Annotated in this window: 29 protein-coding genes and 1 rRNA gene; 28 read left to right on the top strand and 2 right to left on the bottom strand. The window is 37.7% G+C overall.

Annotation, left to right across the window (positions count from 1 at the left end):
- Positions 1-7 precede the first annotated feature (7 nt).
- The 18 genes from rrf to FYJ80_RS03075 all read left to right on the top strand — a co-directional run bounded on the left by rrf (position 8) and on the right by FYJ80_RS03075 (position 15,512).
- Positions 8-121 (top strand): 5S ribosomal RNA (rrf, locus tag FYJ80_RS03160).
- Between the two features lie 200 nt (positions 122-321).
- Positions 322-984: a GntR family transcriptional regulator gene (locus tag FYJ80_RS03155; RefSeq protein ID WP_154424670.1), complete on the top strand. Its 663-nt coding sequence runs from the start codon at positions 322-324 to the stop codon at positions 982-984.
- Between the two features lie 19 nt (positions 985-1,003).
- Positions 1,004-1,846 (top strand): 5-dehydro-4-deoxy-D-glucuronate isomerase, encoded by an 843-nt coding sequence (gene kduI, locus FYJ80_RS03150; protein ID WP_154424669.1) that lies wholly within the window; start codon positions 1,004-1,006, stop codon positions 1,844-1,846.
- A 95-nt stretch (positions 1,847-1,941) separates the two neighbouring features.
- Positions 1,942-3,432, top strand: a complete 1,491-nt coding sequence (gene glpK, locus FYJ80_RS03145; protein ID WP_154424668.1) for a glycerol kinase GlpK — start codon at positions 1,942-1,944, stop codon at positions 3,430-3,432.
- Between the two features lie 3 nt (positions 3,433-3,435).
- Positions 3,436-4,254 carry a diadenylate cyclase CdaA gene (gene cdaA, locus FYJ80_RS03140; RefSeq protein ID WP_154424667.1) on the top strand — a complete coding sequence of 273 codons (819 nt, stop codon included), beginning with the start codon at positions 3,436-3,438 and terminating at the stop codon, positions 4,252-4,254.
- Complete coding sequence (locus tag FYJ80_RS03135; protein ID WP_154424666.1) at positions 4,238-4,642, top strand: YbbR-like domain-containing protein; 405 nt, start codon at positions 4,238-4,240, stop codon at positions 4,640-4,642. Before cdaA ends, FYJ80_RS03135 begins: the two co-directional genes overlap by 17 nt.
- Positions 4,642-4,983 carry a holo-ACP synthase gene (acpS, locus tag FYJ80_RS03130; RefSeq protein ID WP_154424665.1) on the top strand — a complete coding sequence of 114 codons (342 nt, stop codon included), beginning with the start codon at positions 4,642-4,644 and terminating at the stop codon, positions 4,981-4,983. The genes FYJ80_RS03135 and acpS overlap by 1 nt, the downstream gene beginning before the upstream one ends.
- Entirely contained in the window at positions 4,980-5,816 is an 837-nt protein-coding gene (truA, locus tag FYJ80_RS03125) for a tRNA pseudouridine(38-40) synthase TruA (RefSeq protein ID WP_154424664.1), read from the top strand. Before acpS ends, truA begins: the two co-directional genes overlap by 4 nt.
- A 2-nt stretch (positions 5,817-5,818) precedes the next feature.
- Positions 5,819-6,487, top strand: coding sequence for a uracil-DNA glycosylase family protein (locus tag FYJ80_RS03120; protein WP_154424663.1), 669 nt, complete (start codon positions 5,819-5,821; stop codon positions 6,485-6,487).
- Positions 6,481-8,433: a replication restart helicase PriA gene (priA, locus tag FYJ80_RS03115; protein WP_154424662.1), complete on the top strand. Its 1,953-nt coding sequence runs from the start codon at positions 6,481-6,483 to the stop codon at positions 8,431-8,433. Before FYJ80_RS03120 ends, priA begins: the two co-directional genes overlap by 7 nt.
- A 45-nt stretch (positions 8,434-8,478) precedes the next feature.
- Positions 8,479-8,985 carry a peptide deformylase gene (gene def, locus FYJ80_RS03110; RefSeq protein ID WP_154424661.1) on the top strand — a complete coding sequence of 169 codons (507 nt, stop codon included), beginning with the start codon at positions 8,479-8,481 and terminating at the stop codon, positions 8,983-8,985.
- Positions 8,982-9,911, top strand: coding sequence for a methionyl-tRNA formyltransferase (locus tag FYJ80_RS03105; RefSeq protein ID WP_154424660.1), 930 nt, complete (start codon positions 8,982-8,984; stop codon positions 9,909-9,911). Before def ends, FYJ80_RS03105 begins: the two co-directional genes overlap by 4 nt.
- A complete protein-coding gene (locus FYJ80_RS03100) occupies positions 9,908-11,965 on the top strand; it encodes a patatin-like phospholipase family protein (RefSeq protein WP_154424659.1) in 2,058 nt (685 codons plus the stop codon). Before FYJ80_RS03105 ends, FYJ80_RS03100 begins: the two co-directional genes overlap by 4 nt.
- On the top strand, positions 11,962-12,939 hold the full coding sequence (locus tag FYJ80_RS03095; protein ID WP_154424658.1) for a TIGR01212 family radical SAM protein: 978 nt from the start codon (positions 11,962-11,964) through the stop codon (positions 12,937-12,939). Before FYJ80_RS03100 ends, FYJ80_RS03095 begins: the two co-directional genes overlap by 4 nt.
- Position 12,940: 1 nt before the next feature.
- Positions 12,941-13,435 carry a VanZ family protein gene (locus FYJ80_RS03090; protein ID WP_154424657.1) on the top strand — a complete coding sequence of 165 codons (495 nt, stop codon included), beginning with the start codon at positions 12,941-12,943 and terminating at the stop codon, positions 13,433-13,435.
- Positions 13,413-14,258: a fumarate hydratase gene (locus FYJ80_RS03085; RefSeq protein WP_154424656.1), complete on the top strand. Its 846-nt coding sequence runs from the start codon at positions 13,413-13,415 to the stop codon at positions 14,256-14,258. Before FYJ80_RS03090 ends, FYJ80_RS03085 begins: the two co-directional genes overlap by 23 nt.
- Positions 14,245-14,763, top strand: coding sequence for a FumA C-terminus/TtdB family hydratase beta subunit (locus FYJ80_RS03080; protein WP_154424655.1), 519 nt, complete (start codon positions 14,245-14,247; stop codon positions 14,761-14,763). The genes FYJ80_RS03085 and FYJ80_RS03080 overlap by 14 nt, the downstream gene beginning before the upstream one ends.
- An 8-nt stretch (positions 14,764-14,771) precedes the next feature.
- Positions 14,772-15,512 carry an FKBP-type peptidyl-prolyl cis-trans isomerase gene (locus FYJ80_RS03075; protein ID WP_154424654.1) on the top strand — a complete coding sequence of 247 codons (741 nt, stop codon included), beginning with the start codon at positions 14,772-14,774 and terminating at the stop codon, positions 15,510-15,512.
- Here FYJ80_RS03075 and FYJ80_RS03070 read toward each other — a convergent pair.
- A complete protein-coding gene (locus FYJ80_RS03070) occupies positions 15,492-16,178 on the bottom strand; it encodes a YjjG family noncanonical pyrimidine nucleotidase (RefSeq protein WP_154424653.1) in 687 nt (228 codons plus the stop codon). The genes FYJ80_RS03075 and FYJ80_RS03070 overlap by 21 nt on opposite strands.
- 46 nt (positions 16,179-16,224) lie before the next feature.
- Here FYJ80_RS03070 and FYJ80_RS03065 point away from each other — a divergent pair, with 46 nt between their 5' ends.
- The 10 genes from FYJ80_RS03065 (at position 16,225) to hisIE (ending at position 24,602) form a co-directional block, all read left to right on the top strand.
- Positions 16,225-16,815 carry a DUF308 domain-containing protein gene (locus tag FYJ80_RS03065; RefSeq protein ID WP_154424652.1) on the top strand — a complete coding sequence of 197 codons (591 nt, stop codon included), beginning with the start codon at positions 16,225-16,227 and terminating at the stop codon, positions 16,813-16,815.
- Between the two features lie 2 nt (positions 16,816-16,817).
- Entirely contained in the window at positions 16,818-17,402 is a 585-nt protein-coding gene (locus FYJ80_RS03060; protein WP_154424651.1) for a LysE family translocator, read from the top strand.
- Positions 17,403-17,568: 166 nt separating this feature from the next.
- Positions 17,569-18,435 (top strand): ATP phosphoribosyltransferase, encoded by an 867-nt coding sequence (gene hisG, locus FYJ80_RS03055; protein ID WP_154424650.1) that lies wholly within the window; start codon positions 17,569-17,571, stop codon positions 18,433-18,435.
- A gap of 4 nt (positions 18,436-18,439) precedes the next feature.
- The gene (gene hisD / locus FYJ80_RS03050; RefSeq protein WP_154424649.1) at positions 18,440-19,735 is read left to right on the top strand and encodes a histidinol dehydrogenase; all 1,296 of its coding nucleotides are present in this window, start codon (positions 18,440-18,442) and stop codon (positions 19,733-19,735) included.
- Positions 19,732-20,787, top strand: coding sequence for a histidinol-phosphate transaminase (hisC, locus tag FYJ80_RS03045; RefSeq protein ID WP_154424648.1), 1,056 nt, complete (start codon positions 19,732-19,734; stop codon positions 20,785-20,787). The genes hisD and hisC overlap by 4 nt, the downstream gene beginning before the upstream one ends.
- On the top strand, positions 20,777-21,907 hold the full coding sequence (gene hisB, locus FYJ80_RS03040; RefSeq protein WP_328596720.1) for an imidazoleglycerol-phosphate dehydratase HisB: 1,131 nt from the start codon (positions 20,777-20,779) through the stop codon (positions 21,905-21,907). Before hisC ends, hisB begins: the two co-directional genes overlap by 11 nt.
- Complete coding sequence (gene hisH, locus FYJ80_RS03035; protein WP_235899575.1) at positions 21,907-22,500, top strand: imidazole glycerol phosphate synthase subunit HisH; 594 nt, start codon at positions 21,907-21,909, stop codon at positions 22,498-22,500. The genes hisB and hisH overlap by 1 nt, the downstream gene beginning before the upstream one ends.
- Positions 22,497-23,213: a 1-(5-phosphoribosyl)-5-[(5-phosphoribosylamino)methylideneamino]imidazole-4-carboxamide isomerase gene (hisA, locus tag FYJ80_RS03030; RefSeq protein ID WP_154424646.1), complete on the top strand. Its 717-nt coding sequence runs from the start codon at positions 22,497-22,499 to the stop codon at positions 23,211-23,213. The genes hisH and hisA overlap by 4 nt, the downstream gene beginning before the upstream one ends.
- Positions 23,207-23,971: an imidazole glycerol phosphate synthase subunit HisF gene (gene hisF, locus FYJ80_RS03025; protein ID WP_154424645.1), complete on the top strand. Its 765-nt coding sequence runs from the start codon at positions 23,207-23,209 to the stop codon at positions 23,969-23,971. The genes hisA and hisF overlap by 7 nt, the downstream gene beginning before the upstream one ends.
- Before the next feature lie 22 nt (positions 23,972-23,993).
- Positions 23,994-24,602: a bifunctional phosphoribosyl-AMP cyclohydrolase/phosphoribosyl-ATP diphosphatase HisIE gene (gene hisIE, locus FYJ80_RS03020; RefSeq protein WP_154424644.1), complete on the top strand. Its 609-nt coding sequence runs from the start codon at positions 23,994-23,996 to the stop codon at positions 24,600-24,602.
- Between the two features lie 324 nt (positions 24,603-24,926).
- Here the strand turns inward: hisIE and FYJ80_RS03010 are convergent, their stop codons facing one another.
- Positions 24,927-26,060, bottom strand: coding sequence for an RNA-guided endonuclease InsQ/TnpB family protein (locus FYJ80_RS03010; RefSeq protein WP_206360935.1), 1,134 nt, complete (start codon positions 26,058-26,060; stop codon positions 24,927-24,929).
- Positions 26,061-26,076: the final 16 nt, after the last annotated feature.

Here is a 26,076-nt window from a genome sequence, read left to right as displayed (position 1 = left end):
TGAATTTCCTGGTGACCATAGAGAAGTGGAAACACACGTTCCCATCCCGAACACGACAGTGAAACGCTTCTTCGCCGATGGTACTGCGGCTTGTCCGTGGGAGAGTAGGTCGTTGCCAGGTTTTTTTTTCGCCTTTCTCATTGCTTTAAGCAATGTTTATTATAGATTTTTCCTTACCCATCCTCTGTAGGATGGTTTTTTATTCTCTAAGTACAACTTAATATATTTGTATACAAATTTATATATCTATATTTATTTTATAAGATTTTTATTGACTGCATTATATTTGTATATTAACATCTAACTATAAAGAGGTTTTTGATGGCTGGTTATAAAGATATTGCTACTAAGATATATGAAGATATTTCTCAGAGAATCTTATCCCTAGAATTAAAGCCAGGAATTTCATTTTCAGAGAATGATGTTTGTGAAAAGTATAATGCCTCTAGAACTCCAGTTAGATCTGCAATGCAGCGTCTTGCGGATAAGGGGTTAATTGATTTACTCCCATATCAAAAGACAAGAGTATCAAAGATTGATCTTAATTTAGTTAAGCAGCTTGTATATGCTCGTTCTGCAATTGAGGATAGAGTCATTAGAGATTTTATTAAAATCGATGATCCTCTATTAATTGAGGATGTTGAGCACTTAATTAGGAAGCAGCAGATTGTAGTTAATAATGAGGAATCTAATATAGAGCAGTTTTATGAGCTTGATGCTAAGATGCATCGTCTCTGGTATGAATCTGTTGGTGCAATTCCTATTTGGGATTATTTTCAGGATTCTATACATTATACAAGACAAAGAAGAGTTGATATCATTGACCATCACTCAATGCAGGTTGTTATAGAGGACCATTTAAAGATCTTAAATGCAATTAGAGAAAAGAATACAGATTGTATCTACGAAATTTTGCATGAGCATCTATATGGTGGCATAGATAGAGTTTCAAATAATAGTGAATTAGCAGGCTACTTGGCCTAATAAAGGAGATAAAGAGAATATGGATATCCGTTATTCAACAGGAAAGGAACCTTTTAAGAGAATGACAACAGAGGAGCTTAGAGAAGAGTTCCTCATTCAGAATGTCTTCGTAAAGGATGATGTATCATGTGTTTATTCACATGTTGATAGAATTGTAACAATGGGCTGTATGCCAGTAGATGAGACTGTAAACATCGAAAAAAATATCGATCCTTGGAAGAATTTTGGTGTACATTACCTTTTAGAGAGAAGAGAACTTGGTACTATTAATATTGGTGGTGATGGTGTTGCAATTGTTGATGGTGAGGAAATTAATGTTAATCACTATGATGCACTCTATGTTCCAATGGGTACTAAGGAAGTTTTATTTAAGAGTAAGGATAGCAAGGAGCCAGCTAAGTTCTATATCTTAACAGCACCTGCTCACAGAGCTTATCCTCTTACAGTTATCCCATATGAAAAGGCAATCCATAAGCACCTTGGTAAGCTTGAAGATTCTAACGAAAGAACTATTAACCAGTATATCCACCCAGATATTCTCGATACCTGTCAGCTTTCAATGGGTCTTACACACCTTGAACCAGGTTCTGTATGGAATACAATGCCTGCTCATACTCATGAAAGAAGAATGGAGGTTTACTTCTATTTCGATATTCCTGAAAACCAGGCAGTTTTCCACTTCATGGGTGAGCCTAACCAGACAAGACACATTGTAATGCACAATGATGAAGCTGTTATCAACCCAAGCTGGTCTATCCACTCTGGCTGTGGTACAACTAACTACACATTCATTTGGGGTATGGTTGGTGAAAACAGAGCATATGATGACCAGGATTGGCTCAAAACTGAGGATTTAAGATAATTAGTAGCTTATTCTAAGAGGGCACCACTAGTTTGGTGCTCTTTTTTATTTTCTGCTTCATGATATTAGTCTATAATCAAAAAAGAGGTGAATAGATGAACTATATTGGAGCTATAGATCAAGGTACTACTAGTACTCGTTTTATTATTTTTAATGATCGAGGTGAAGCTATTGGCTCACATCAAATTGAGCATAAGCAATATTATCCTCAGCCAGGCTATGTTGAGCATGATCCAGATGAGATTTGGAAAAACACTCAAACTGTAATTAAGCAGGCAATAAAAAAGAGTGGTATTAACATAAAGGACTTAAAGGCAATAGGAATAACTAATCAGCGTGAAACTATTATTCCTTTTGACCCAACAACTGGTGAGGTGTTATATAACGCTATCGTTTGGCAGGATTTAAGAGCAAGTAGTATCGTTTCCTCATTTAAGAGCTTAATTAGTGCAGATGAGCTTAAAGAGAGAACTGGACTTTTATTTTCACCTTATTTTTCAGCATCTAAAATAGTATGGCTTATTAATAATGTTCCTCTAGTAAAGGAACGTCTTGATATGAATCGCTGTGTTTTTGGTACTATCGATACCTTCCTTGCATTTAAGCTCACAGGAAAAATAATTACAGATGCAACTAATGCTTCAAGATATATGCTAATGAACATAAAGACCTTAGAGTGGGATGAAAAGCTCCTAGACCTCTTTAAAATCCCAAGAAGAGCTCTTCCTACTATCGTACCTTCAATGAAGGAAATATATGGGTATGCAGATATTTTAGGTACAAAGGTACCACTATGTGGAATTTTAGGTGACCAGCAGGCAGCACTCTTTGGTCAAGCATGCTTTAGTGAAGGCGAAGCTAAATGTACATATGGAACAGGTTGCTTCATGCTTGTTAATACTGGTGATAAGCTTTGCTATTCATCTAAAGGACTTGTAAGTACAGTTGCATATCTTGCCAAGGGAGAAAAACCAGCTTATGCTCTTGAGGGCTCAATAGCTATTGCTGGCTCCTTAGTACAATGGGTTAGAGACAATTTAAAGATGGTTCAAAATGCAAAGGAGCTAGATGAGCTGGCTTCCTCTGTCTCTGATTGTGGTGGAGTATACATAGTTCCTGCATTCTCAGGCCTCTTTGCTCCTCATTGGAGAAGTGATGCAAGAGGTGTAATTGCAGGGTTAACAGGCTATGTTAATAGAGCTCACATCTGTAGAGCTGTCCTTGAGGCAACAGCTTTCCAAGCTAATGATATTTTTGAAGCTATGGAGCTTGATTCCGGAATAAACCTTAAAACACTTAAGGTCGATGGAGGATTAACAAACTCAAATCCACTCATGGAATTCCAGTCTGATATCCTTTCAATACCTGTAATAAGACCAAGAATTACAGAAACTACTGCATTAGGTGCTGCTTTTGCTGCTGGACTAAGCGTTGACATTTGGCAAAATCGTGAAAATCTGTCAAAATATTGGAAGGAACAGTTAAGATGGACCCCTTCAATGGATGAGAAAACAAGACAGAATAAAATTATCTTCTGGAGAAAGGCTGTATCGAGAACCCTTAACTGGGCCTCTAAAGAGGAATAATATATGTTTAGTTTAGGTGGTTCCGCATACTTTATTACTTATGCAAAGGATTTCATACAAATCTTAATCCTTGCTTGGGTACTTTATAAGCTGTATGTGGCTATTTCTTCAACAAAAATTACACAGCTAGTATTTATAATGCTCTCTTATGCACTATTCTTCTGTGTATGTTATATTTTGCAATTTGATTTTCTTTTATATTTATATAAGAAGATCACACTCCCACTGTTAATGTTCTTCTGTATTATTTACCATCCAGAGTTTAGAAGAGCATTTACAACCCTGTTCTCTGGTAGAGCAAGGTTATTTAGAATTGGATCTCAAACAACAGTAGAACAAATTGATACAATTTTAAATGCTTGTGAAAATCTAGTACAGGTAAAAAGAGGTGCTTTGATAATCTTCCCAAGACACACAGATATAAAGAGTGTCATTGATTCAGGTACAAAGCTTAATGCAGATTTATCATCATCATTAATTTGTACTATTTTTGACCATGATACACCCTTACACGATGGTGCCTTAGTTGTTCAGGGTGGTAAGATTGTAGCAGCTTCCTGCTATTTACCGCTTTCAGCACAAACAGGAATTAATGCAAGCTATGGAACAAGACACCGAGCTGCCTTAGGCTTAGCAGAGGACTCAGATGCTGTTATTATTATTGTATCAGAGGAAAATGGTGCAATGTCCCTTGCTTATAATGCAAATATTTATTATGACCTCGATAGAGAAACAATAAAAAGAGTTGTATTAGCTCTTATGAGCTACCATGATGTATCACCAATGGATGTAAAGGAGGAAGAAGATGAAACAAGGAAATAAAGGCTTCAATTCCTTCCTCTCAGCATGGGTTCCAAGGGTTCTATCATTAGTTTTAGCATTTTTAATATTTGCAGTTGTAAATTATTTAAATATGACAGATAGAGTAATTACAATACCTCTCTCTGTTACCTTGCCTTCACAGGAGGTAGTAGTACCAGAGTCCTTAGTTCCATCAAAGACTGAGATAGTAATAAGTGGAAATGATGAATTAATATATCTTGTTGATGCAACATCTATATCTGCTGAAGCAGACTTTTCAAGTGTAGATGAAGCGGGTATTGCTAGAGTTCCTGTAAAGGTAATTTATAATAGTGATGCCTTTTTAGATGCATCCTTAAGTGTTCGTGCAAATCCTGATTCTGTAAGAATCCTATTTAGGGAGCCTTAATGCTTTCTACTGGCATAGATATAGTTAAAAACTCTCGCTTTGATAACATATCTGATAGACTTAGGGACCACCTTTTTACCGACTATGAGATTGAAAATAGTAATGGTAAAAGTGAATATTACGCTTCACGCTTTGCCTCTAAGGAGGCTTTTGTGAAAGCACTTGGGACTGGTTTTATAAAAAATATTACACCTAAATGTATTGAGGTTAGAAAAAATAGTAATAACCAACCATACCTTGTATTAACAAAGGATATTTTAGATATGATAGGTTCTAGAGAGGTCTCACTTTCAATTTCTCATGAAAAAGAGTATTCAGTTGCTATGGTGGTAATATCATGAGTAGAAAGGATTGGAGAAGACCGGCCCTAGAACCATTAGCTGATAACCTTAGAAGAATTAAGATTACAGTTAGCTATGATGGCTCTGCATTCCATGGCTTTCAGAGGCAGGATAATGGAGAGAGTGTTCAAGAGAGTATAGAAAATGCGTTAAAGGATATGAAGCTAGCTGTAACTGTTCAAGGCTCAGGCCGTACCGATAGTGGTGTGCACGCACTTGGTCAGGTATGTCACTTTGATATTCCAAAAAGCTCAACAATACCTGCAGAAAGGTTTAAGCTTGCATTAAATACAAAGCTTCCAAAGACTATAAAAGTATTAAGTAGTGAGGAGGTTGATGGTTCCTTCCATGCAAGATTTACAACTATGGCTAGAGAATATAGATACTTTGCTAAGGAAATGAACTCCTCTCTACCATTTGATGAAAAATATGTAGGTCTTTTTAAGAGGCTTCCAGATATAGCTATCTTAAATAGGTATGCAGCTATCCTCCAAGGTACCCATGATTTCACAACCTTTTCTTCGGCTCGTGATATCTCACCCTCAAAATATCGTGATATATATGAGTCTATATGGAGTAAGGAGACCGATCGCTTTAATCAATGTGTATATTGCTATAAGGTTGTAGGTAATGCCTTTTTATATCACCAAGTAAGATCAATGGTTGGAACAATGATTGAAGCTGGGCTCTTAGGTGAGTCAGAGGAAGAATTTAAAGAAAGATTAGAGAGTAAGCTTCGCTCTAAAGCTCTAAGAACAGCACCACCTGAGGGATTATATTTAGCAAGAATATGCTATGATGAAGCAGAATACGCATGGTTTGAGGAGGAGTAAATATGCAGGATAGTGGAACAGAGTATTTATTATCACTCCTCGATGATGCAATAAGAGTTATAAATAAAGATTACTTAGGAGAGGATACTCCCTTTGTTTCTTACAGTGTTGAGCAAAAGGTAGAAGAAAAAACTGAGACAAAAAAGCTCTCTCTAAGAGATATGTATCTAAATTGTCACTCCTGTGATAACTGGATGTGCAGAGACCATAGGTGCCTAGTTGGTAGAGGCTCACAGCACCCTCTGGTACTATTTGTAGTTGATAAAACCTTAGATACAGGTGCAATGGTGTCCCCTGATGAGGGTGTTATGCTAAACACTTGGTCAAATGCTATTAAGCTGGATAAGAGTCAGGAGTGTCACCTAACTAGTATTATAAAGTGTCCAGGCTCCTGTAATGAGGTTAATTCAGATTGTATCAACATCTTAAAAAAGCAGGTAGAGGTACTAAAGCCTAAGGTTGTATTCTTCTTAGGTCCCCTTGGAGCTCAAATTTTAGGATATGATTCTATAGAAAAGGCAAGAGAACAGGTTCTATCCTTTGGCGATAGCGTTGCTGTTGTATCATATTCTCCATCACAGGTCCAAAAGGATCCAAGACTAAAGAATTTAATTTGGAATGATTTAAAGAAGGTTGCATTCTATGCTGGAATTAAGGAGCGAAGATGCTAGCCGAGGTATATCTTCCTCTTCCTTTAAACCAAACATACACCTATCGCTTTAAAGAGGGTGAAACACAGTTTGGCTGTCGAGTCTCTGTACCCTTTGGAAAGCGAAAGCTTACTGGCTTTGTAGTAAATGTTAAAGAGGACCAGGAAACAGATTTCGAAATAAAGGAAATTATTAAGAGTGTTGATAAAACGCCAATATTTACCTCTGAGCTATTAGACACTGCAAAGTGGATGAGTAAAGTCTACATTGCATCTGTTGGACAAATATTAAGTATGATGATCCCATCTGGAAGGAGAGAGAGTGAGAGTGCTCTATTTTCAGCTGAGGAGTCATTTACTCCAATTAAAATGCTATCAGAGGAGCAGCAAAGTGCTCTTGATGAGATAAATAATAATCCTGGAGAGACCTTCTATCTCTATGGAGTAACGGGCTCTGGAAAGAGTGAGGTATATTTAAGAGCTGCAGAGGAGGTAATAAGGCAGGGACGTAAGGTAATATATTTAGTTCCTGAAATTACCTTAACTCACCAGCTATTAAGTGATATCTCTCTAAGGTTTTCAAATAGAGTTGCACTATTGCACTCAGCATTAACACCTTCTCAAAGACTAAAGCACTGGCACAAAATAATTAATGGTGAAGCCGATATCGCTATTGGGGCTCGTTCTGCTGTATTTGCACCCTTTAAGGATGTTGGTCTTATTATAATCGATGAGGAGCATGAAAACTCCTACAAAAGTGGACAAACTCCACGCTACCATGCAAGACAGGTTGCCCAAAAGAGAGCTGTGAATATGCATTCAACTCTAGTAATGGGTTCTGCAACACCTTCCTTAGAGGCATACCTCTCTATGAAAAAGGGTGCGATGAAGAGACTCGATTTAAAAACTAAGGTTGCAGGTGGTGCTGAAGCGAAGGTTAAAATTGTTAACATGCTCAAGGAGAGCAGGACAATTTCAAAGGAGCTTGAGGAGGAAATTCGAAGTGCCTTACATGATAGAGCCGGTGTAATTTTATTTTTAAATAGAAGAGGATACACAAATTACTATCATTGTAACTCCTGTGGCCATGTAGAGGAGTGTCCTAACTGCTCTATAGCTCTTACCTACCATAAGAGTAGTGAACGTATGGTATGTCACTACTGTGGATACTCAACACCTCTAGTAAGCCACTGCTCAAAGTGTGGCTCACATGATATGAGTGTAGCTGGCTTTGGAACTGAAAGAGTAGAGGAGGAGGCAGGTAAGCTATTTCCATCTGCAAGAATTGCAAGATTAGATACAGATGTTGCCTCAGGTGATAAAGAGAAGGTTAAAAAAACTATTGAGGATTTTAAGAAGGGAGAAATAGATATACTCCTTGGAACTCAAATGGTTGCTAAGGGCTTAAACTTCCCTCGACTTAGATTAGTTGGTGTAATACTTGCTGACAGCACACTATCGGTTCCTGATTTTAGATCTGAGGAAAGGACCTTTTCACTTCTTGAGCAGGTTAAGGGAAGAGCTGGGCGCTATCGTGATGACGGTAGAGTAGTAATACAAACCTATAGAGTTGACGATAATGCTATTAAGGCAGTTAGAGACCAAAAGGTAGCTGAGTTTTACGAAAATGAGCTTGAAATTAGAAAAAGCTTAGGCTTTCCTCCATTTACAAGGCTTGTTGCATTAACATTAAGAAGCAGAAATGAGGATAGTGTAAGAAAAGCTAGCGATGAATTATATCTTTTACTTGAAAGAGTAATTAGTAAATCTGGATATAGTGATGTCTATGTGATAGGTAAGAATCCTTGCATAATATATAAAAAGGCTAGTAATTTCCGCTATCAAATCTTACTCTCCGGAGAGAATTTTATACATCTAAATACTATCGTGAAGGTATCTCTTGAGCGCTACCACACTCCAAGTAATATATATATCGAGATTGATGTTGATCCACTGAGTTTACTATAGCCATTTGGTTGACCCACAAGGCTCATCTTTATTATATTTTCTATTATGCTTGATATTTATAAATTAGGAGAGGATGTATTATATACACCTACTCAAAGAGTAACAAAATTTGATAGTGCATTAAAGCTTTTAGTTGATGCAATGTTTGAGACCATGGATGAGGCCGATGGAGTTGGTCTTGCAGCTCCACAGGTTGGTGTAAGTCAAAAGCTTTTTGTCGTTGATGATAGAAAGGGCAATAGAATTGCCTTTATTAACCCTGAAATAATTGAAACTAGTGTAGAGGAAGGTCCATATGAGGAAGGGTGCTTATCACTTCCTGGAGTATACCACAATGTAATTAGACCTCTTGGAGTAACTATTCAGGCTCAGGATGTTAATGGTAAGGCCTTTACAATAAAGGCTAGTGGCTTACTTGCTCGAGTTATTCAGCATGAAAATGATCATCTTAATTGTCGTCTCTTTATCGATAGACTCAGCGATGAGGATAGAGAAATGATGGTTAAGGTATATGAAAGAAAGAATAAAACTAAAAAGAGAGGAAAGAGGTGAGAATCCTTTTTGCAGCAACAGGTGATATAGCAATTCCAACCTTAGAGACTCTAAATTCCTTAGGCCTTCTAGGTGGTGTATTAACAGCACCTGATAAGAGAGGAAAGAGAGGAAAGGATTTAATTCCTACTCCAATAAAAAAGAGAGCTCTAGAGCTAGGACTTACTGTATTTACTCCTGAGCATCTTGGTCTAGACGCAAGAAGAGATGTTTCTACACTCTCCTGTGATACTCTTGTTTCATTTTGCTATGGAAAAATCTTTGGACCTAAGTTCTTAGCACTCTTTTCTAAAACCTTTAATATCCATCCATCTCTATTACCAAAATATAGAGGGTGTGCTCCAATTAAGGAGACTATTTTACACCAAGATAGAGAGTGTGGAATATCTATTCAAGAAATTGCTTTAAAGTGTGATGAGGGTGATATCTACACCTCCTGCCGCTTTGCATTAAAGGGCGATGAAACAGAGGAGAGTCTATCTGTAGAGGTGTCAAAGGTAGCTTCTGAGCTTGCAAAAGAGCTATTTACAAATTTAGATAGCTACAAAAGCCTTAAGCAGGAGGGAGAAGTATCTTGGTCCTACCTCACAGCTAAGGAGGAAGCAAGACTTACTCTTGAGGATGATTTTAAAGCTATTCATGCTAAGGTTAGAGCATATTATCCATGGCCAAAGGCATATTTTCTTTTTAAGGGTGAGCCGCTTTATCTTTGTGGAGTTTCAGATAGTATCTTTACACTCTCTCAAGAGGAGCCAAGTGAAGAGGCTGGAACTGTTGTTGGCTTAGATAAAAATAAGGGCCTTAAGGTTGCCTTTAAGGATGGATACTTATATTTTAATCGTCTGCAGCGTCCAACAAAGAAGGAGCTATCAGCAGCTGACTTCGTCAATGGAAATAGAGACATTATTGGAGCAAAACTCTCGTGAGAAAACTAATATCTCTTGTATTAATATTATTAACACCTCTAATGGTATTTGCAGCAAGACCCAAGGTGGCTTTAGTACTTTCAGGTGGTGGTGCAAGAGGTATTAGTCAAATTCCTATAATTAAGGAGCTTGAAAGTAGAGGAATATATCCAGATATTGTTACTGGAACAAGCATAGGAGCCTTGATTGGAGGATTGTACTCTTCGGGCTACAGTGCGCTCGAGATTGAAGAAATTGTCAAGCAAGAGGATTTATCAGATATAATATTTAATCTCCAAATTGAGGAGCAAAATCTTGATAGACCATATTCTAATTATGATCGCTCTCTAATCTCATTAAGTATTAGTGACCATGGAATAGGGTTAAATAACTCTCTCTTAGATGATTCTAAGGTAGAAGCATTAATAAAAAGAAAGCTTTCAAAGGTATTAGATATCAAAAGCTTTGATGACCTATCTATTCCATTTCGTTGTGTAGGTACAGATTTTGTAACGGGAGAGGCTATAGTATTTTCTACTAATCTCTATGATTCTTTACGCTCTTCAATGTCTCTACCATTAGTTTTTTCACCAAATCAGCTAAAGGATGGCCGATATGTTGTCGATGGTGGCTTAGCAGATAACCTACCAGCCTCAATCGCAAGAGAGATGGGTGCTGACATCATAATAGCTATAGATGTAAATGATAGTGTAAGAGCAAATGCTACTGAGCCTTACTATTTAGAGACACTATCAGGAGTCGCAAAGCAGTTAATTATTTTAATATCTATGGGTAGTGTTCGCTCAGAGCACCAGCTTTCAGATTATTTAATGATTCCTGATACAGGTGATATCTCTGTAATTGATTTTACCTCTGTTGATGAAATACTCCATGTAGGAGAAGCCTTTGTTAGTGAAAATAAAGCCTTATTTGACCAAATAGAGGAAGAATTAAAGGGTTATTTACCACTAGAAAAGCCTCTAGCCTACGATGAAAGACCATATTTATATATCGATGAAATTCAATTACCTACTCTCTTAAAGAAATATGAAAAGCTATTTATACCATTTAAAGAGAGAGTATTTGATGAAGCTTATATAGCAGAGCTTTCAACGGTTTTATTTAAGCTAAAGCAGAGAGAGAACTTTAAGAGTATTAGCTATAATGTAGCTGATGGCATTTTAGCTATCGATGTTAAGCGCTATGAGGAGAGAATTTTAAATGCTACTATAGGCCTGTCAGCAGATTTCTCCTTTAGAAATGATTATCTTTTTTTTGATCCAGGTGTTACTTTAACCTCCTCATATTACATAAAAGGAAGTAAGCTTACTGGAAAAATAAGAATTGGAAGTATTAATCTTTTAGCCTTTGAATATTCATATCCCTTAGATAAAATGCTTGACCTATCATTTGCACTTGAGGGTGGCTTTGGAGCATATGCTAAGGATTCATTAATTAGTGTTAAAAACCATAAGCCAAGTCAAGGTGGAAGCATATCTCTATTAACTACCTTTACATCTAATTTTACTAATAAAGAGCGACTTGATATAACTCTTAAGGGTGAGCTTACTAAAATAGATCTCTTCTCATCTACACCTTCTATTTGGTATTTCGGCTCAGGAATTTCATATAGCTCACGCTCTAATATTCATAGTATAGATTTATTGCTCCAAGCAGGCTTTAATGGAAATCTTTGCTATGAAATGAAGGCCGATACAGCTCTTAATCTTGATAGATTCATACTTTCATTTAAGCTTAGAGCAATTAGAGGTAATGAGAGCTTAGCATCATCGTATGATGTTGATTTATTCTCAACTCTAGCTAAGGACCGCCTTAGTGCAGAGCTATCATATAAGCTATTTACAAATAAATATTGGAATTTAAGTATTGGATGCTTCTTTGACCTTAATGACTGTGGAAACACTACATCCTTAATACCTTTTGCTGCTTTATCTGATATTGTAGTTGGCCCTAAGCTTTCACTTGATATAAAGCTTTTAGATACTATCGATGTTTCATTTATTGCGGCTTTATCAAATGATAAGAAGCTATCTATAGGAATGTATGTTAGATGAGATGGAATACATACTCTGAGTATTTAAATCGTCGTTATTCAAAAAAGCTCTATAGAATAGGTGTAGATGGTGGCTTTAGCTGTCCAAATAGATGTAAAAATGGTTCTGGTGGGTGCACCTACTGCGATGGAAGTGGCTCTGTAGCTGTTTACCAAAGAGGTGAAGAAAAGGGGTATGAATTAAAAAAGGATTTACTAAAAGCCCGTATAGACTCAATAGATAACCAAATTAAAAGAGGATTAGAGTTTATTAAGCGTAGATATAAAGCAGAATATGCGGCTTTATATTTTCAATCCTTTTCAAATACCTTTGATAGCATAGAAAACCTAAAAAAGGTTTATGACTATGCACTCTCCCTATATGATTTTAAGGAGCTAATTGTTTCTACAAGACCTGATTTACTAAGTGATGAGATTTGTAAGCTTTTAAGTAGCTACCAAACTAAGGATAGAGAGGTTTGGGTTGAAATTGGATTACAAAGTGGAAATGATAAAACTCTAAAGAAAATTAATCGTGGTCACGACTCTAAATGCTTTATAGCTGCTGTAAATAGAGTTAAATCCTACGGCTTGAAGGTAACTGCTCATCTTTTATTGATGCCAAGCTATGATAGCCTTAAGGATATTGAGGATAGTGTAAGAATAATAAATGATACAGCTTGTGATGGAATAAAGATACATAACATCCACATAACTCATAATACAGTACTTGAGAGAAGCTATATTAATAGTGGGTGCTTTTCAACTATGAGCTATAAGAGACATATAGCCTTACTTGCTTTTATAATTGCTCGTTTAAATAGAGATATTATTGTATTTAGATTACTAACAGAGACACCTAGAGCACGCTTAGTTTACCCAATTGAATACCCTGATAAGCGCGATTTAATAGAAAACCTTGAAAAATACATGGAAAACAATAATATTACACAAGGAAGCTTGTTACTTTATCCTAAATTAGGAGTTAATAGGTAATATGCAGTTATCAATTAAAAAAACAGTTAGGATCGTTGGTATTATTCTCCTAGCTATTTCTACTATTTTGATTATTACATTTTCATTTCTCGATTTTTCTTCTGGCACATCATCCTTAATTAAGAATGATAAAATTGCTCACTCTATAGCATATACCTCATTAGGATTTTCTCTATTTTTAACACTTGTTCACCTGCCAGCCTTTATGCAGGCAAGAAAGGAGAGAAAAAGTGGTGATGGAACACTTTTATTCTTATCACACAATACTAAGGCTATTTCTATCTCTGTAATAGCAGGTTCTATCTTTGGTCTAATTATTGAGCTTCTTCAACCATTTTTTGATAGAAATTGTGACTACCTTGATTTCATCGCAGACTTTTTAGGTGTTGTCTTAGGAATTGCTATTGGAATCATATTACTTGATATCTTTCTTGTACTGGTAATGGATAAAAGCGTTTGGTATGATGTAATGCATGAAACTGAGCAAAAGCATTGAAAACGCACTTTCCTCTGCCGTTAGAGTTTTACCAGAGGAAGTTGAAAAGGCTATTAGAAAAGCAGATAAATGTGAGACAAGCCGCCTTGGAAGGGTTGTTCTCGATAACATTGTTAAAAATATCGATGTAAGTAAAGAAACTTTACTACCTCTATGCCAGGATACTGGTATGTTTTGGGCATTAGTTTCAATTGGTAAGAGTGCAAGATTAAATCTTGCTCTTTTAGAGAGTGAAATTATTGCAGGATGTAGAGCGGCTAGTAAGAATGCATTTTATAGAAAGAGTGTAGTTAAGGACCCTCTTTTTGATAGAGAAAATACAAATACAAATCTTCCTGTAATTATTAACTATGAATTAGTTGAGGGCTCTGATATCTCTATAAAGCTATTGCTAAAGGGATTTGGAAGTGAGAACTGTTCCTCTGTTAGGATGCTTAATCCTACTCAGGGAGAGGATGATGTTATAGCTGCTGTTTGTGATATCGTCTCTAAAGCAGGTGGCAAGCCTTGTCCTCCAATTTTCTTAGGAGTAGGAATTGGAGGAACTATGGATAAGGCCGCTCTTTTAAGTAAGAAGGCTCTCCTAAGAAGTGGAAGTAATAGTGATAAACGCTATCGTGAGCTCGAAGAAAAGATTAAAGATGCAGTTAATAGACTTAATATAGGTCCAGGCGGGCTTGGTGGTGATAACACCTGCTTAGGTGTTGCTATTGAAAGCTTCCCAACCCATATCGCAGGACTTCCAGTTGCTGTAACAGTTAACTGCCATGCAGAGCGAAGAGCAGAGGTAGTTGTATTAGGAGGCTATGATGGTCAGGCTTAATTTACCATACAGTGAGGATGAGCTATTAAGAGTTAAAGCAGGAGATGAGGTTTTCATCTATGGAACACTTTATGTTGGTAGAGACCAAGTACATAAAAGATTATATGAAGCAATAGCTAAGGGCGAGAAGCTTCCTATAGAGCTTAATGGAAATGGAATTTACTACATGGGACCATCTCCTAAGGTTGATGGCTTTGCTCTAGGAGCTGCAGGACCAACCACAAGTGCTAGAATGGATCCCTTCTCACCAACTCTTTTAAAGCATGGCTTAAGAGTTATGGTAGGAAAGGGCCCTAGAAGCAGTGAGGTTTTAGCTGCAATTAAGGAATATAAGGGTTTATATCTTCAAGCCTTTGGAGGGTGTGGAGCTCTCTATTCCTCATGTATTAAGAAGTCAGAGGTAGTTAGCTACCCTGAATTAGGCCCAGAAGCGTTACTAAGACTCGAGGTTGAAGCCATGCCATGTGTTTGTATTGCAGATAGTAATGGAAATGTTCTCAGCTAGGAGGATTTATGAAGAAGATATTATTAATATTATTTATTGTATTAGCTTTAATTTCTTGTAAGGAAAAGGAGGCTACTCCTGCTCCTACACAAATAGCTACAGAGAAGGTTGAACATGTGATAGCTACTCCTGAGACACTAGAGGAGAAGTTTGCATATGTATATGGCTACCAGCTATTAAATTCTATAATTACATCGATCCCTGAGCTTGAGAAGGAGTACTTCTTAGATGGCGTTAGAGCCTATGTTGATAATGATTTTACATACTCTATGGAGGAAAGCCAGAGTATTATGAATGAGTATCAGCAAAAGAGGTATGAGTCCTATGAGGCTGAAATGGCTGAGCTGAGAGAGAAAAATTTAGCTGCAGCTGAGAGCTTCTTACAAACTAATAAAAAGCGTTCTGGCGTAGTATCGATATCTGATAAGCTACAGTATGAGGTATTAAGAGAGCCAACTGAGGGTGGAAAGAGTGCAACTAATAAATCTACTGTTACAGTTGATTACCGCTTAATAACACTCTCTGGAGAGGTTAAGGATTCCTCCTATGAAAGAGGTAAATCCTCTGTATTTGATCTCTCAACTAATATTATTGAGGGCTTTAGAACCGCTGTCTCAGTTATGCATGAGGGTGAAAAAATCAGAGCGTGGGTACACCCTGATTTAGGATATGGAATAAACGGCTCAAGTAATATTGAACCAAACCAGCTACTAATATTTGATATTGAGCTAATTAGTGTTGATAAGTAAATCTAATATTTCATCGTAGGAGGCTGCTGCATAGGTGTAAGCACCATCCTGCTTTTCCTTATTTAAGTGTAAATAAAGTGTATCTATACCACTATTAATACCACCCTGGATATCACTTGTAAGGCTATCACCTATGATTAAGCAATCAGATTCTGTCGCATTAATTAAATCTAATGTATGAGTAAAGAACTTCTTCTTAGGCTTTTGGACACCAAGCTCCTCACTAATTACTATTTTATCATATAGGTGGGTAGTATTAGATGCTTCAAACCTCCCATATTGGACCTCCTTAAGCCCATTTGTGATCATAATTAGCTTATAGCTTTGCTTTAAGCACTCTAAGCACTCTCTTGCACCTGGATATAAAATTCCATTTTCACTTAAATATTTACAATAAAGTAACCCAGCTTCCTGACTCTTAGCTTCAAGGCTATATTTCTTCATTATCGGAATAAAGCGCTTAATCCTGATATCGTCACAGGTAGCTTTTCCCTTCTCAAATAAATCCCAAAGCTCAGAATTTGCACTATGATAAAGTGCTAAATTATCATCAGATAATGGAATATTATAGTTGTCAAATAGCTTTTTTATCGCTACCTTTTCACAGGATGGAAAATCGTAAAAGGTTCCATCTGCATCTAAAAGAAGATATTTATAGTGCTTCATATCACTTAAGCTACACAAAAGCTAGCTAGTTTTCAAGGAGGAAGAAATGAAGAAATATCTATCATATATCACAAGTGGTATTATTTTGATTTTACTAGGCCTATTATTTGTCCTTGCTCCTAATGCAGTCGTAAAGATTGGTGTTATTGCTTTCGGTGTATATAACATTGTAGAGGCAGTAACTGCTTTAGTCACCTCATATAAATTTAAGGGAATGGGCGGAATAATACGCTTTAACATGGTAAAAACCCTGATAAACCTAATTATCAGTATTTTAGTTGTTTACTTTGCAGCCATAGCTCCTGGCACAGCAGTTGCGTCCTGGGTTGTTTGGTTAATTGCATTTAACCTTCTATTTGCAGGTCTCTCAGAGGTAATTGAGAGCTGGATGATAAAGAAAAATGGATTTACAGAGCTATTCTACTATGGACCATCAGGATGGCTTTACATCGTTTTTGCACTTCTTATGTTTATATTCCCAAACTTTATTAATTCAACTCTATTATTAGTCCTTGGAGTTATTGTAATTACTAGTGGTGTATTTGTAATTCTCTGGTCAATTAAGCTTTGGTCTGTTATGAGAAGCTTTAAGAAGGAAGAAAAGATAGCAGAAGCAGAGTGGAGTGAAAAGAAATAAAGATGCTCCAGCTCTTTATATACATGGTAGCAATGGCTATTACGCCAGGACCAAATACAATTATGTCTATGGCGAATGCTTCAGAGAAGGGGTTACGAAGAGGGATATATCTCAACTATGGGATGTTTGTAGGAATTTTAATAGTTGACATATTAACATACCTAATTATCTCTCTTTTAATTAAAATTATTCCTTCTCTGCTACTAGTCTTTAAGAGCCTTGGGATAATCTATCTACTATATTTAGCAATTCATATTCTCCTCTCTAAGGAGGGAAATATTACACCTGGAGGTGGAAGCTTTGTTACTGGAATGGTGATGCAATTTGCTAATGTTAAGGTAATGCTTCTATGCTTTAGCGCTCAAACAATGTATATCATAAATAGTGAGCATGAGCTTCTACTTCTAATGCTTATTCCAATAGTTTGCTTATTAAGCGGCTTAGTGTGGGCTGTTGCGGGCTCCATTATAAGTCAATTCTATAAAAAGAGAAGAGTGCTAATGAATGTAATCTTTTCCTCATCACTCTTTATCCTTGCAATGTTAAATGTTTATCAGCTTTTAAAAGAAATATTGTCAAAATATTGACCAAAAAAAATGAAATAACTATGCTTAAGCATATGAAAGCTGTAAGAAACATCCATCACCATCATCACTTTGTTAAACCATAGTTCGATATGGCTGGATGCTACATATACTGAGGTCTCCGCACATGTCGGGGACTTTTTTTTATACTATAAGGAGAGAATAAACGATGAAAAACCTAAGAATTGCAGTTCAGAAAAGTGGAAGACTATCAGAGAAAAGTCTTGATATCATTAAATCCTGTGGAATTGAGTTTAGTGATGATGCACGTGTATTAAGAACCTTTAGTAGCAATTTCCCACTTGAATTCTTGTTTGTTCGTGATGATGATATCCCAACCTATGTAAATGATGGAGTTGCTGATATTGGTATCGTTGGTAAGAATGAATATGATGAGAAGGGTTATGATTTAAAGATAGTAAGAGATCTTGGGTTTGCTGCTTGTCGCTTATCAATTGCAGTTCCTAATGACTTTGATTATAAGGGCCTTAGCTCATTAGAGGGAAAGAGAATAGCAACCTCATATCCTAGAATTACTGAAAAGGTATTAAAGGAAGCTGGTGTAAATGCCTCCTTTGTTAATGTTTCTGGCTCTGTAGAGATAACTCCTCAAGTCGGTATTGCAGATTGTATCTCAGACCTTGTATCAACTGGTACTACTCTTAAGATGAATGGCTTAAAGGAGGTTGAACCAATTTACTATACCTCCGCTGTTATGATCAGTAGAAAGAGCTTTGAAGAGGATGAGAAGGAAAGATTTGATATTTTAAATCGTTTACTAGTTAGAATGGATACCGTTTCTCTTGCAAAGCACAAGAAATATATTCTCTTTAACCTTCCTAAGAAGAACCTCAATGAAGCTGCCGCAATTATTGGTGGTATGAAGAGCCCAACAGTAACTCCACTGCTTGATTCAGATTGGGTTTCTGTGCAATCTGTAGTATCAGAGGATCGCTTCTGGCAGGTATTTGAAAGCCTTAGAGAGCTTGGTGCTGAAGGTATCCTTGTAATGAATATTGAAAAGATGACGGAGTAAGCTTATGGCGCTAATAAGGTATTATAAAAATATCTCTAAGGAGGAATATCTCCCAATACTTAAGAGAGTTCAAAGTGATGATGAGGCAGTAAAGAGCGCTGTCTTAAATATTATGGAGAATGTAAGAATAAATGGTGATAAGGCAATTTATGAATATGAAAAAGCCTTTGACCACTCTGAATTAACATCTCTATTTGTATCTGAAGCTGAATTTAAGGTAGCTGAAGAGAGTGTACCTGAGGAGCTAAAAAAAGCAATTGATAGAGCTTATGAAAATATTTATAGGTTCCATAGTGCTCAAAAGCAGGTAGGGGAGGATGTTGAGACTGAGAAGGGTGTACGCTGCTTTAGAAAGATAGTTCCAATATCTAAGGTTGGTCTCTATATCCCAGGTGGTACTGCTCCTCTATTTTCAACTGTTTTAATGCTCGCTATTCCTGCTAAGGTTGCAGGGTGTAAGACAATTACCTTAGCAACTCCTTCTAAGGGAGGAATTGTTAATCCTGTTGTACTATATACAGCTAAAAAATGTGGTGTGACTCATGTCTTAAAGGCAGGAGGAGCTCAAGCAATAGCAGCACTATGCTATGGCACAGAATCTGTTGAGAGAGTTGATAAAATCTTTGGACCAGGAAACCGCTATGTAGCCTTTGCAAAGAATATAGCTTCAAATGTTTGTGCAATAGATATGGTCGCAGGACCAAGTGAAGTAATGGTTGTTTGTGATAAGGAAGCTTCCCCTCTATATGTTGCCACAGACCTATTAAGCCAAGCTGAGCATGGTAAGGATTCTCAAGTCATGCTTGTTATTAAAGCTAAGGATGAAAAGGAAGCAGATGAGATCTATTTAAGGATAGAAAAATGCTTAGAGGATGAGGTCGAAAAACTTGGAAGAAAGGAGTATATGCTTCCATCACTATCACATTCAGCGGCCTTTGCATTCTATGATGATAGCTCTGTAATTGATATTATCAATAGCTACGCTCCTGAGCATTTAATCATAAATACTAAGGAGCCATATGAAATACTAGCTGACGTTGAGAGTGCGGGCTCTGTATTTATTGGAGCGTACTCCCCTGAGTCTGCAGGTGACTATGCTAGTGGAACTAACCATACACTACCAACCTCAGGACATGCTACTGCTTCATCTGGTGTTAGCTTAGATAGCTTTATTAAAAAGATTACAGTTCAGGAGCTAACTAAGGAAGGAATTAAATCACTTGCACCTACTATTATTACTATGGCAGAGGCAGAGGATTTAACAGCTCATGCTGAAGCCGCTAGAGTGAGGATGCTATGAGTATTGAAAAGCTACTACGAGATAATATTAGAGTCCTAGAGCCATATTCCTCTGCTAGAGATGATTTCTCTGGCACTGCTGCAGTATTTCTAGATGCAAATGAAAACTTTCAAAATATGATTTCCTTTGATCGTATTAATCGCTATCCAGATCCACGTTCACTTGAAGTAAAGAAGGCATTTGCAAAAGCATATGGAGTAGATGTAAAAAATCTTACTATTGGAAATGGCTCTGATGAGCTAATAGATATCCTTTATAGGATGTTTTGTGAGTGCAAAAGAGACTCTGTTTTGATAATGCCTCCAACCTATGGAGAGTATAAGGTTCTAGCTGCAATTAATGATGTAAATATTATTAGTGTAGTACAAAAGTCAGATTTCACATTAGATATTGAGAGCATTAAGAGAGAATTAGATGAAAAAGCTCCAAAGCTTATGTTCCTCTGCTCTCCTAATAACCCAACTGGAGCTTCTATACCACTTTCCCAAGTGAAGGAGCTTGCTCAATACAACAAGGGTATTACAGTTGTTGATGAGGCATATATTGATTTTTCTACAAACGAAAGTGCTATTTCATTAATTAGTGAAAATGAGAGGATAGTTGTACTAAGGACTCTTAGTAAGGCATGGGGCTTAGCTGGAGGAAGAATTGGTATTGCTATAGCTTCTGAAGAGATTACTTCAATAATGTATAAGGTAAAATATCCTTATAATATTCCACTTCCTTCTCAGCTATGTGCTATCAAGGCTCTTAATAGCTACTCGAAGGTAATGGAGGAGGCTAAGAAAATTACAATAGAAAGAGAGAGAGTTAGAAGTGCTCTTGAGACTATAGATGGAGTTAAAAAAATCTTCCCAAGTGATACTAACTTCTTACTTGTTAGAGTAAAGAGAGCTAATGAGGCTTATGATGAGCTTTCGAAAAGAGGTATCATTGTTAGAAATAGATCTAAGGAGGTGCTTTGTGCTTCCTGTCTTAGAATAACTATCGGCTCAAGAGCTGAGAATGATCTTATGCTTTCTACACTCAAGGAGGTATTAAGTGAACTTTGAGATGAAAAAGAGAGCGCTCTTTCTTGATCGTGATGGCGTGCTTGTAAACTCTAAGCATAATAATTGCTTTGAAAAGCTAAGCTTTATGCCGGGAGTTTTTAATAGCTTGAAGAAAATTTATGATAACTCGGACTATAGCCTTGTAATGGTATCAAACCAGGATGGAGTAGGAACTCCAAGTCTCCCATTTGAAACTTTTTATCCAGTTCAAAATCATATTGTTAATACATTCCAGGGTGAAGGAATTGAGTTTGATGATATTTTAGTTGATTACTCACTTCCAAGTGATGAGTGTACAGGACGAAAGCCAGGCATTGGGATGATGAGTGATTATCAAAATGGTGAGTGGTGTCTTGAAAAATCCTTTATGATTGGTGATAGATTAACCGATATGGCCTTTGCAAAAAACTTAGGGTGTAAGGGTATTTGGTTTTCAGCTGAAGAAAATGTCCCAGATGAGTATAAGGATACAATTTGCTTAATTAGTGATTCCTGGCAAGAGATTGCAGCCTTTTTAACTCAGGATAAGGTAAAGAGCCCTAGAATTGCCTCCTTAGATAGAACTACTAAGGAAACCTCCTTTAAGCTAACTTTAAATCTTGATGGAAGTGGAAAGGGTGAATTAAAGACAAATATTGGTTTCTTTGACCATATGATTGAACAAATTATTAAACACTCTCACATCGATTTAGAGGGAACCTTTAAGGGTGATTTAGAGGTTGATGAGCACCATAGTGTTGAGGATTTAGCAATAACCTTGGGTTCATTAATAAGAAAGGCTCTAGGTGATAAGAGGGGAATTAACCGTTATGGCTCAGATATCCTAATTATGGATGATGTAGTTGCAACTGTCGCAATTGATTTCTCAGGAAGAAGTGAATTTATTTATGATGTAAAATTCCTAAGAGAGTATATCGGTACCTTCCCAACTGAGATGATAGAGCACTTCTTTAAATCCTTTTCTAATTCAGCTCAATGTAATTTATATCTTAAGGTTACTACTGGAAATGCTCATCACATGGCAGAGGCTCTATTTAAGGCGTTTGCAAGAGCTATTAAGGTTGCAGTAAAAAGAGATCCTTCCTCAAATTCTCTACCTTCTACAAAAGGAGTTTTATGATGGTTGCAGTTATAGATTACAATGCTGGAAATACTCGCTCTGTTATGAATGCTCTTTCTAGGCTTGGTGTGAAGGCCGAGCTTACCTCTGATATAGATGTAATTAAAAGCTCAGATAGAATGATATTCCCTGGAGTAGGAGCTGCCTCTTGGGCTATGGATGAGCTTAAAAAGAGAGAGCTAATTGAGACAATTAAGGAGTACCAAAGACCCTTTTTAGGAATATGCTTAGGTATGCAGCTGATGAACTCCTTTTCAGAGGAGGGAAATGTTGACCTATTAAATATTACTGCTAATAAGGTTAGACTCTTTGATAAAAATGTAGGAGTAAAAATACCTCATGTTGGTTGGAATGAGGTTACATTTTCATCAGATCCAATATTTAAGAATTTAAGAGAAAAAGAGTACTTCTATTTCGTTCATTCCTACTACGTTGAGTACTCAGAAAATACTATTGCTACGTGCTTTTATGATAATGTTACATTTTCAGCTGGTCTTAGAAAGGATAATTTTTATGGCTTTCAATTCCACCCGGAAAAGAGTGGAGAGGTTGGAGAAAAGCTCTTAAAGAATTTCTTAGAGGTATCACTATGAAAATAATCCCTGCAATAGATATTATCAACGGTGAGTGTGTACGTCTTACTAAGGGTGATTACGAAGCAAAGAAGAGCTACTTCAAAAATCCTTTGGAGGCTGCAAAGCGCTTTGAGGACTATGGCTTTACAAGACTTCATGTTGTTGATTTAGAGGGTGCGAAGAGTGGTGAGATAAAAAACTTAAAAACTCTTGAAAATATTTGCTCAAATACCTCCCTAATCGTTGATTTTGGAGGTGGTGTTAAGAGTACTTCAGCATTAGAGAGTGCTTTAGCAGCAGGAGCTAGCTTTGTTACCTGTGGCTCAATTGCCGTTAAAAATCCTTCCTTAGTTTTAGCGTGGCTTGAAAAATATAACGATAAGCTTATATTAGGTGCCGATTGCAAAAATCGTATGATAGCAACCTTTGGTTGGCTTGAAACAAGTGATATAGATGTTATTACCTTTATTCAGGAGTGGAAGAATAGGGGCTTTAGCTACTGTATAAGTACAGATATATCAAAGGATGGAATGCTTAAAGGACCTTCCTTTGAGCTATATGAGGATATTTCAAAGAGTATTCCTGATATAAATGTAATTGCTTCAGGTGGAATTTCCTCTCTTGAGGATTTATTGCGCTTGAAAAATATGAAGCTCTCAGGAGCAATTGTTGGTAAAGCTTATTATGAGGGATATCTAACTCTAGAGGAGCTTAGGGAGGTAGAATGCTAGCAAAAAGAATAATACCTTGCTTAGATATTAAGAATGGAAGAACTGTTAAGGGAATAAACTTTTTATCACTTGCCGATGCAGGAGATCCTGTAGAGAATGCTGTAAGATATAGTCAATCGGGTGCAGATGAGCTAGTTTTTTTGGATATTACAGCTACTGTAGAAAATAGAGAGACGCTATCACAGCTAGTTGAAAGAATAGCTGAAAGTATTAATATTCCATTCACAGTTGGAGGTGGAATAAAGAGTGAAGCAGATGCTTATAAGCTATTATCCTCTGGGGCTGATAAAATTTCTATTAACTCTATGGCAGTAAGAAAGCCAGATATAATATCGACCTTTGCAGAGCGCTTTGGCTCTCAATGTGTCGTTACTGCGGTAGATGTAAGACGTAATGAGAGCTTTCCATCCTCCTATGAGGTTTATATCGATGGAGGAAGAACTCCAACTGGTATAGATGCTCTTTCTTGGTGCAAAGAGTGTCAGGAGCGTGGAGCTGGTGAAATACTATTAACTAGTATGAATGCAGATGGAACTAAGGCGGGCTTTTCCTGTGATATTACAAAAAAAGTAAGTACAAATCTTTCTATTCCTGTAATAGCATCGGGTGGAGCTGGTACTATGGAGCATTTTAGTGATGTTTTTACATTTGGATTTGCAGATGCTGCCTTAGCTGCTTCGGTATTTCATTACCACGAAATAGACATTATTGAGCTAAAAAGGTATTTACAAAAACAAGGAATTGCTGTTAGGTTATAGCATTAACGGATTGGTAAATATTATGGTTATTGATTTTGAAAAGGGTGATGGATTAGTTCCTGCAATTGTACAGGACGCTGTAACACATCGTGTTTTAATGCTTGGTTATATGAACGCTGAAGCTTATCAGCTCACACTCGACAGAGGTCTTGTGACCTTCTGGTCAAGATCTAGAAAGAGGATCTGGACTAAAGGTGAAACCTCAGGAAATTTCCTACAGGTTAGAGAGATTCTTGCCGATTGCGATGGGGATACCTTACTAGTTAAGGCTATTCCAACAGGCCCTGTATGTCATACTGGTGCTGATACCTGCTTTAATGAAGAAAATGAACCAAGTGAGATGACTTCTAGCGAGTTCTTATACTATCTTGAAGATGTAATTAATGATAGACGCAATAATCCTCAGGAGGGTTCATATACTAACCATCTATTCTCTCGTGGATTAAATAAGATTGCACAGAAGGTTGGAGAGGAAGCTGTAGAATTAATAATTGAGAGTAAGGATAACAATAAGGAGCTCTTCTTAGGAGAGGCTGCAGACCTTATTTATCATTTCTTAGTTCTATTAGCTCAAAAGGATACATCCTTAAGTGAGGTCGTAGAGGTCCTTAAGGGTCGTCATTGTAGATGATCACAGCGCTTAGGGATTATGTAGATGAAAACTTCTCTAGTGAAAACTATGCTAGGGAAGTTTTTTCGTATTATACCTTTTAAATTGTTGCTTTTCAGAGGTTACCTTCACAGATTGTGACTTATCCTCTGCAGCCTTTAACAGCTGTAGCTTTTTATCGTGCTCCTTTATTAATTGTAATTTCTCAGAAGCCTTATTTAATAGCTTTGACGTACTCCCACGGGCAAGCCCATGGGAATCTGGCCATGGTAACGAAGGCTGCGTCCCAAAGGGCGTCTTACACCGTCTCTGGCCCGCGAGACCCGTCCGGCCTCGCCTTATGATCTAGGCGTCCTTCGCCTGTTCCATTCGGTTCATGATACGCTTTGCCTCAGCGAGTATGTTCACCGCGGCATTTACGTCCCTGTCGTGATACACCCCGCATTCTGGGCAGGTCCACTCACGGACACTGAGGTCTTTGGTGCTCGGCCACACATGCCCGCAGACGGAGCAGGTTTGGGACGACGGGTAGTACCGTCCAATCCTGATGACCCTGGTCCCGTACTTTCGGGCACACCACTCCAGGATTTCCACAAACTCCGAAAACGCATAGTCGTGGACCTTGCGTCCCCACATCCTCGCCATAACCTTGATATTAAGGTCTTCTATGGCTATGACGCCGTACCTTGAACAGAGTTCGTGGCTTAGCTTCCAGAACCAGTCCCTGCGTCTGTTCGCGATGTCCTGGTGCCTGCGGTACAGTGCCTTCAGTGCACGCTCGTATCCGTTGCTCCCCATCACCTTACGGCTCAGGGCGCGGTTCGCTTTTCGGACTTCGTTTATTCCCTGTCTGAAAAACTCCGGGGATCTAATCACACTGCCGTCCGACAGCGAAAGAAACATCTTGAGTCCAAAGTCCATGCCGACATCACCGCGTCCGTCCCTGGTTTCACGCATGGTGACGGCGCTGTCGGTGGTGACGTAGACGAAAAACTCTCCGAGTATGTTGCGCTTTACCGTTACGGTCTTGATTTTGATCCGTTCCAGGAGTCCGTCATAGGAGTCCCAGTATCTGTAGATGTGTCCGTTTATGCTGATACGTCCGCCAGTAAGGAATCTGTATCCCGCCTGTTTGTAGGTGACGCTTTTGTACTTTTTGACCTTGCGACGACGCGGTGGCGAACATTTGACTCCCTTCTCCCTGTTAGTGAAAAACAGCCGGTACGCCCTGTATATCCTGTCGGTTATCTCCTGTACCGCCTGACTTCCTACATAACGCCAGTGGTGGTTTTCATCCTCGTTGCGAAGACCACGGAGCTGTTTCTGGAGTTCATATTTATCCAAAAGCTTCCCTGTCGCATCGTAGTAGTCCTGTATGATTGTCAGTGCCGTGTTGTATATGATCCCGGCGATATTTATCATATCACTAAGGTATCCGAAGTCATCGCTATTGTACAGTTTTACTGTCAGTGTCCGCATGACATCATTATAGCAC

Source organism: Bullifex porci (assembly GCF_009695635.1).
Taxonomy (GTDB): Bacteria; Spirochaetota; Spirochaetia; order Sphaerochaetales; family Sphaerochaetaceae; genus Bullifex; species Bullifex porci.
This window is presented reverse-complemented; position numbering and strand designations above follow the sequence as displayed.

Coding starts and splice junctions, on each gene's coding strand:
- truA (WP_154424664.1), top strand. CDS start 4,980: ATGAGTAGAAAGGATTGGAGAAGACCGGCCCTAGAACCATTAGCTGAT.
- hisIE (WP_154424644.1), top strand. CDS start 23,994: ATGGTTATTGATTTTGAAAAGGGTGATGGATTAGTTCCTGCAATTGTA.
- cdaA (WP_154424667.1), top strand. CDS start 3,436: ATGTTTAGTTTAGGTGGTTCCGCATACTTTATTACTTATGCAAAGGAT.
- FYJ80_RS03080 (WP_154424655.1), top strand. CDS start 14,245: ATGGTCAGGCTTAATTTACCATACAGTGAGGATGAGCTATTAAGAGTT.
- acpS (WP_154424665.1), top strand. CDS start 4,642: ATGCTTTCTACTGGCATAGATATAGTTAAAAACTCTCGCTTTGATAAC.
- FYJ80_RS03135 (WP_154424666.1), top strand. CDS start 4,238: ATGAAACAAGGAAATAAAGGCTTCAATTCCTTCCTCTCAGCATGGGTT.
- glpK (WP_154424668.1), top strand. CDS start 1,942: ATGAACTATATTGGAGCTATAGATCAAGGTACTACTAGTACTCGTTTT.
- FYJ80_RS03090 (WP_154424657.1), top strand. CDS start 12,941: ATGCAGTTATCAATTAAAAAAACAGTTAGGATCGTTGGTATTATTCTC.
- FYJ80_RS03095 (WP_154424658.1), top strand. CDS start 11,962: ATGAGATGGAATACATACTCTGAGTATTTAAATCGTCGTTATTCAAAA.
- FYJ80_RS03010 (WP_206360935.1), bottom strand. CDS start 26,060: ATGCGGACACTGACAGTAAAACTGTACAATAGCGATGACTTCGGATAC.
- hisF (WP_154424645.1), top strand. CDS start 23,207: ATGCTAGCAAAAAGAATAATACCTTGCTTAGATATTAAGAATGGAAGA.
- hisC (WP_154424648.1), top strand. CDS start 19,732: ATGAGTATTGAAAAGCTACTACGAGATAATATTAGAGTCCTAGAGCCA.
- kduI (WP_154424669.1), top strand. CDS start 1,004: ATGGATATCCGTTATTCAACAGGAAAGGAACCTTTTAAGAGAATGACA.
- hisA (WP_154424646.1), top strand. CDS start 22,497: ATGAAAATAATCCCTGCAATAGATATTATCAACGGTGAGTGTGTACGT.
- FYJ80_RS03075 (WP_154424654.1), top strand. CDS start 14,772: ATGAAGAAGATATTATTAATATTATTTATTGTATTAGCTTTAATTTCT.
- FYJ80_RS03120 (WP_154424663.1), top strand. CDS start 5,819: ATGCAGGATAGTGGAACAGAGTATTTATTATCACTCCTCGATGATGCA.
- FYJ80_RS03155 (WP_154424670.1), top strand. CDS start 322: ATGGCTGGTTATAAAGATATTGCTACTAAGATATATGAAGATATTTCT.
- hisD (WP_154424649.1), top strand. CDS start 18,440: ATGGCGCTAATAAGGTATTATAAAAATATCTCTAAGGAGGAATATCTC.
- FYJ80_RS03070 (WP_154424653.1), bottom strand. CDS start 16,178: ATGAAGCACTATAAATATCTTCTTTTAGATGCAGATGGAACCTTTTAC.
- priA (WP_154424662.1), top strand. CDS start 6,481: ATGCTAGCCGAGGTATATCTTCCTCTTCCTTTAAACCAAACATACACC.
- FYJ80_RS03085 (WP_154424656.1), top strand. CDS start 13,413: ATGAAACTGAGCAAAAGCATTGAAAACGCACTTTCCTCTGCCGTTAGA.
- def (WP_154424661.1), top strand. CDS start 8,479: ATGCTTGATATTTATAAATTAGGAGAGGATGTATTATATACACCTACT.
- hisG (WP_154424650.1), top strand. CDS start 17,569: ATGAAAAACCTAAGAATTGCAGTTCAGAAAAGTGGAAGACTATCAGAG.
- hisH (WP_235899575.1), top strand. CDS start 21,907: ATGGTTGCAGTTATAGATTACAATGCTGGAAATACTCGCTCTGTTATG.
- FYJ80_RS03065 (WP_154424652.1), top strand. CDS start 16,225: ATGAAGAAATATCTATCATATATCACAAGTGGTATTATTTTGATTTTA.
- FYJ80_RS03060 (WP_154424651.1), top strand. CDS start 16,818: ATGCTCCAGCTCTTTATATACATGGTAGCAATGGCTATTACGCCAGGA.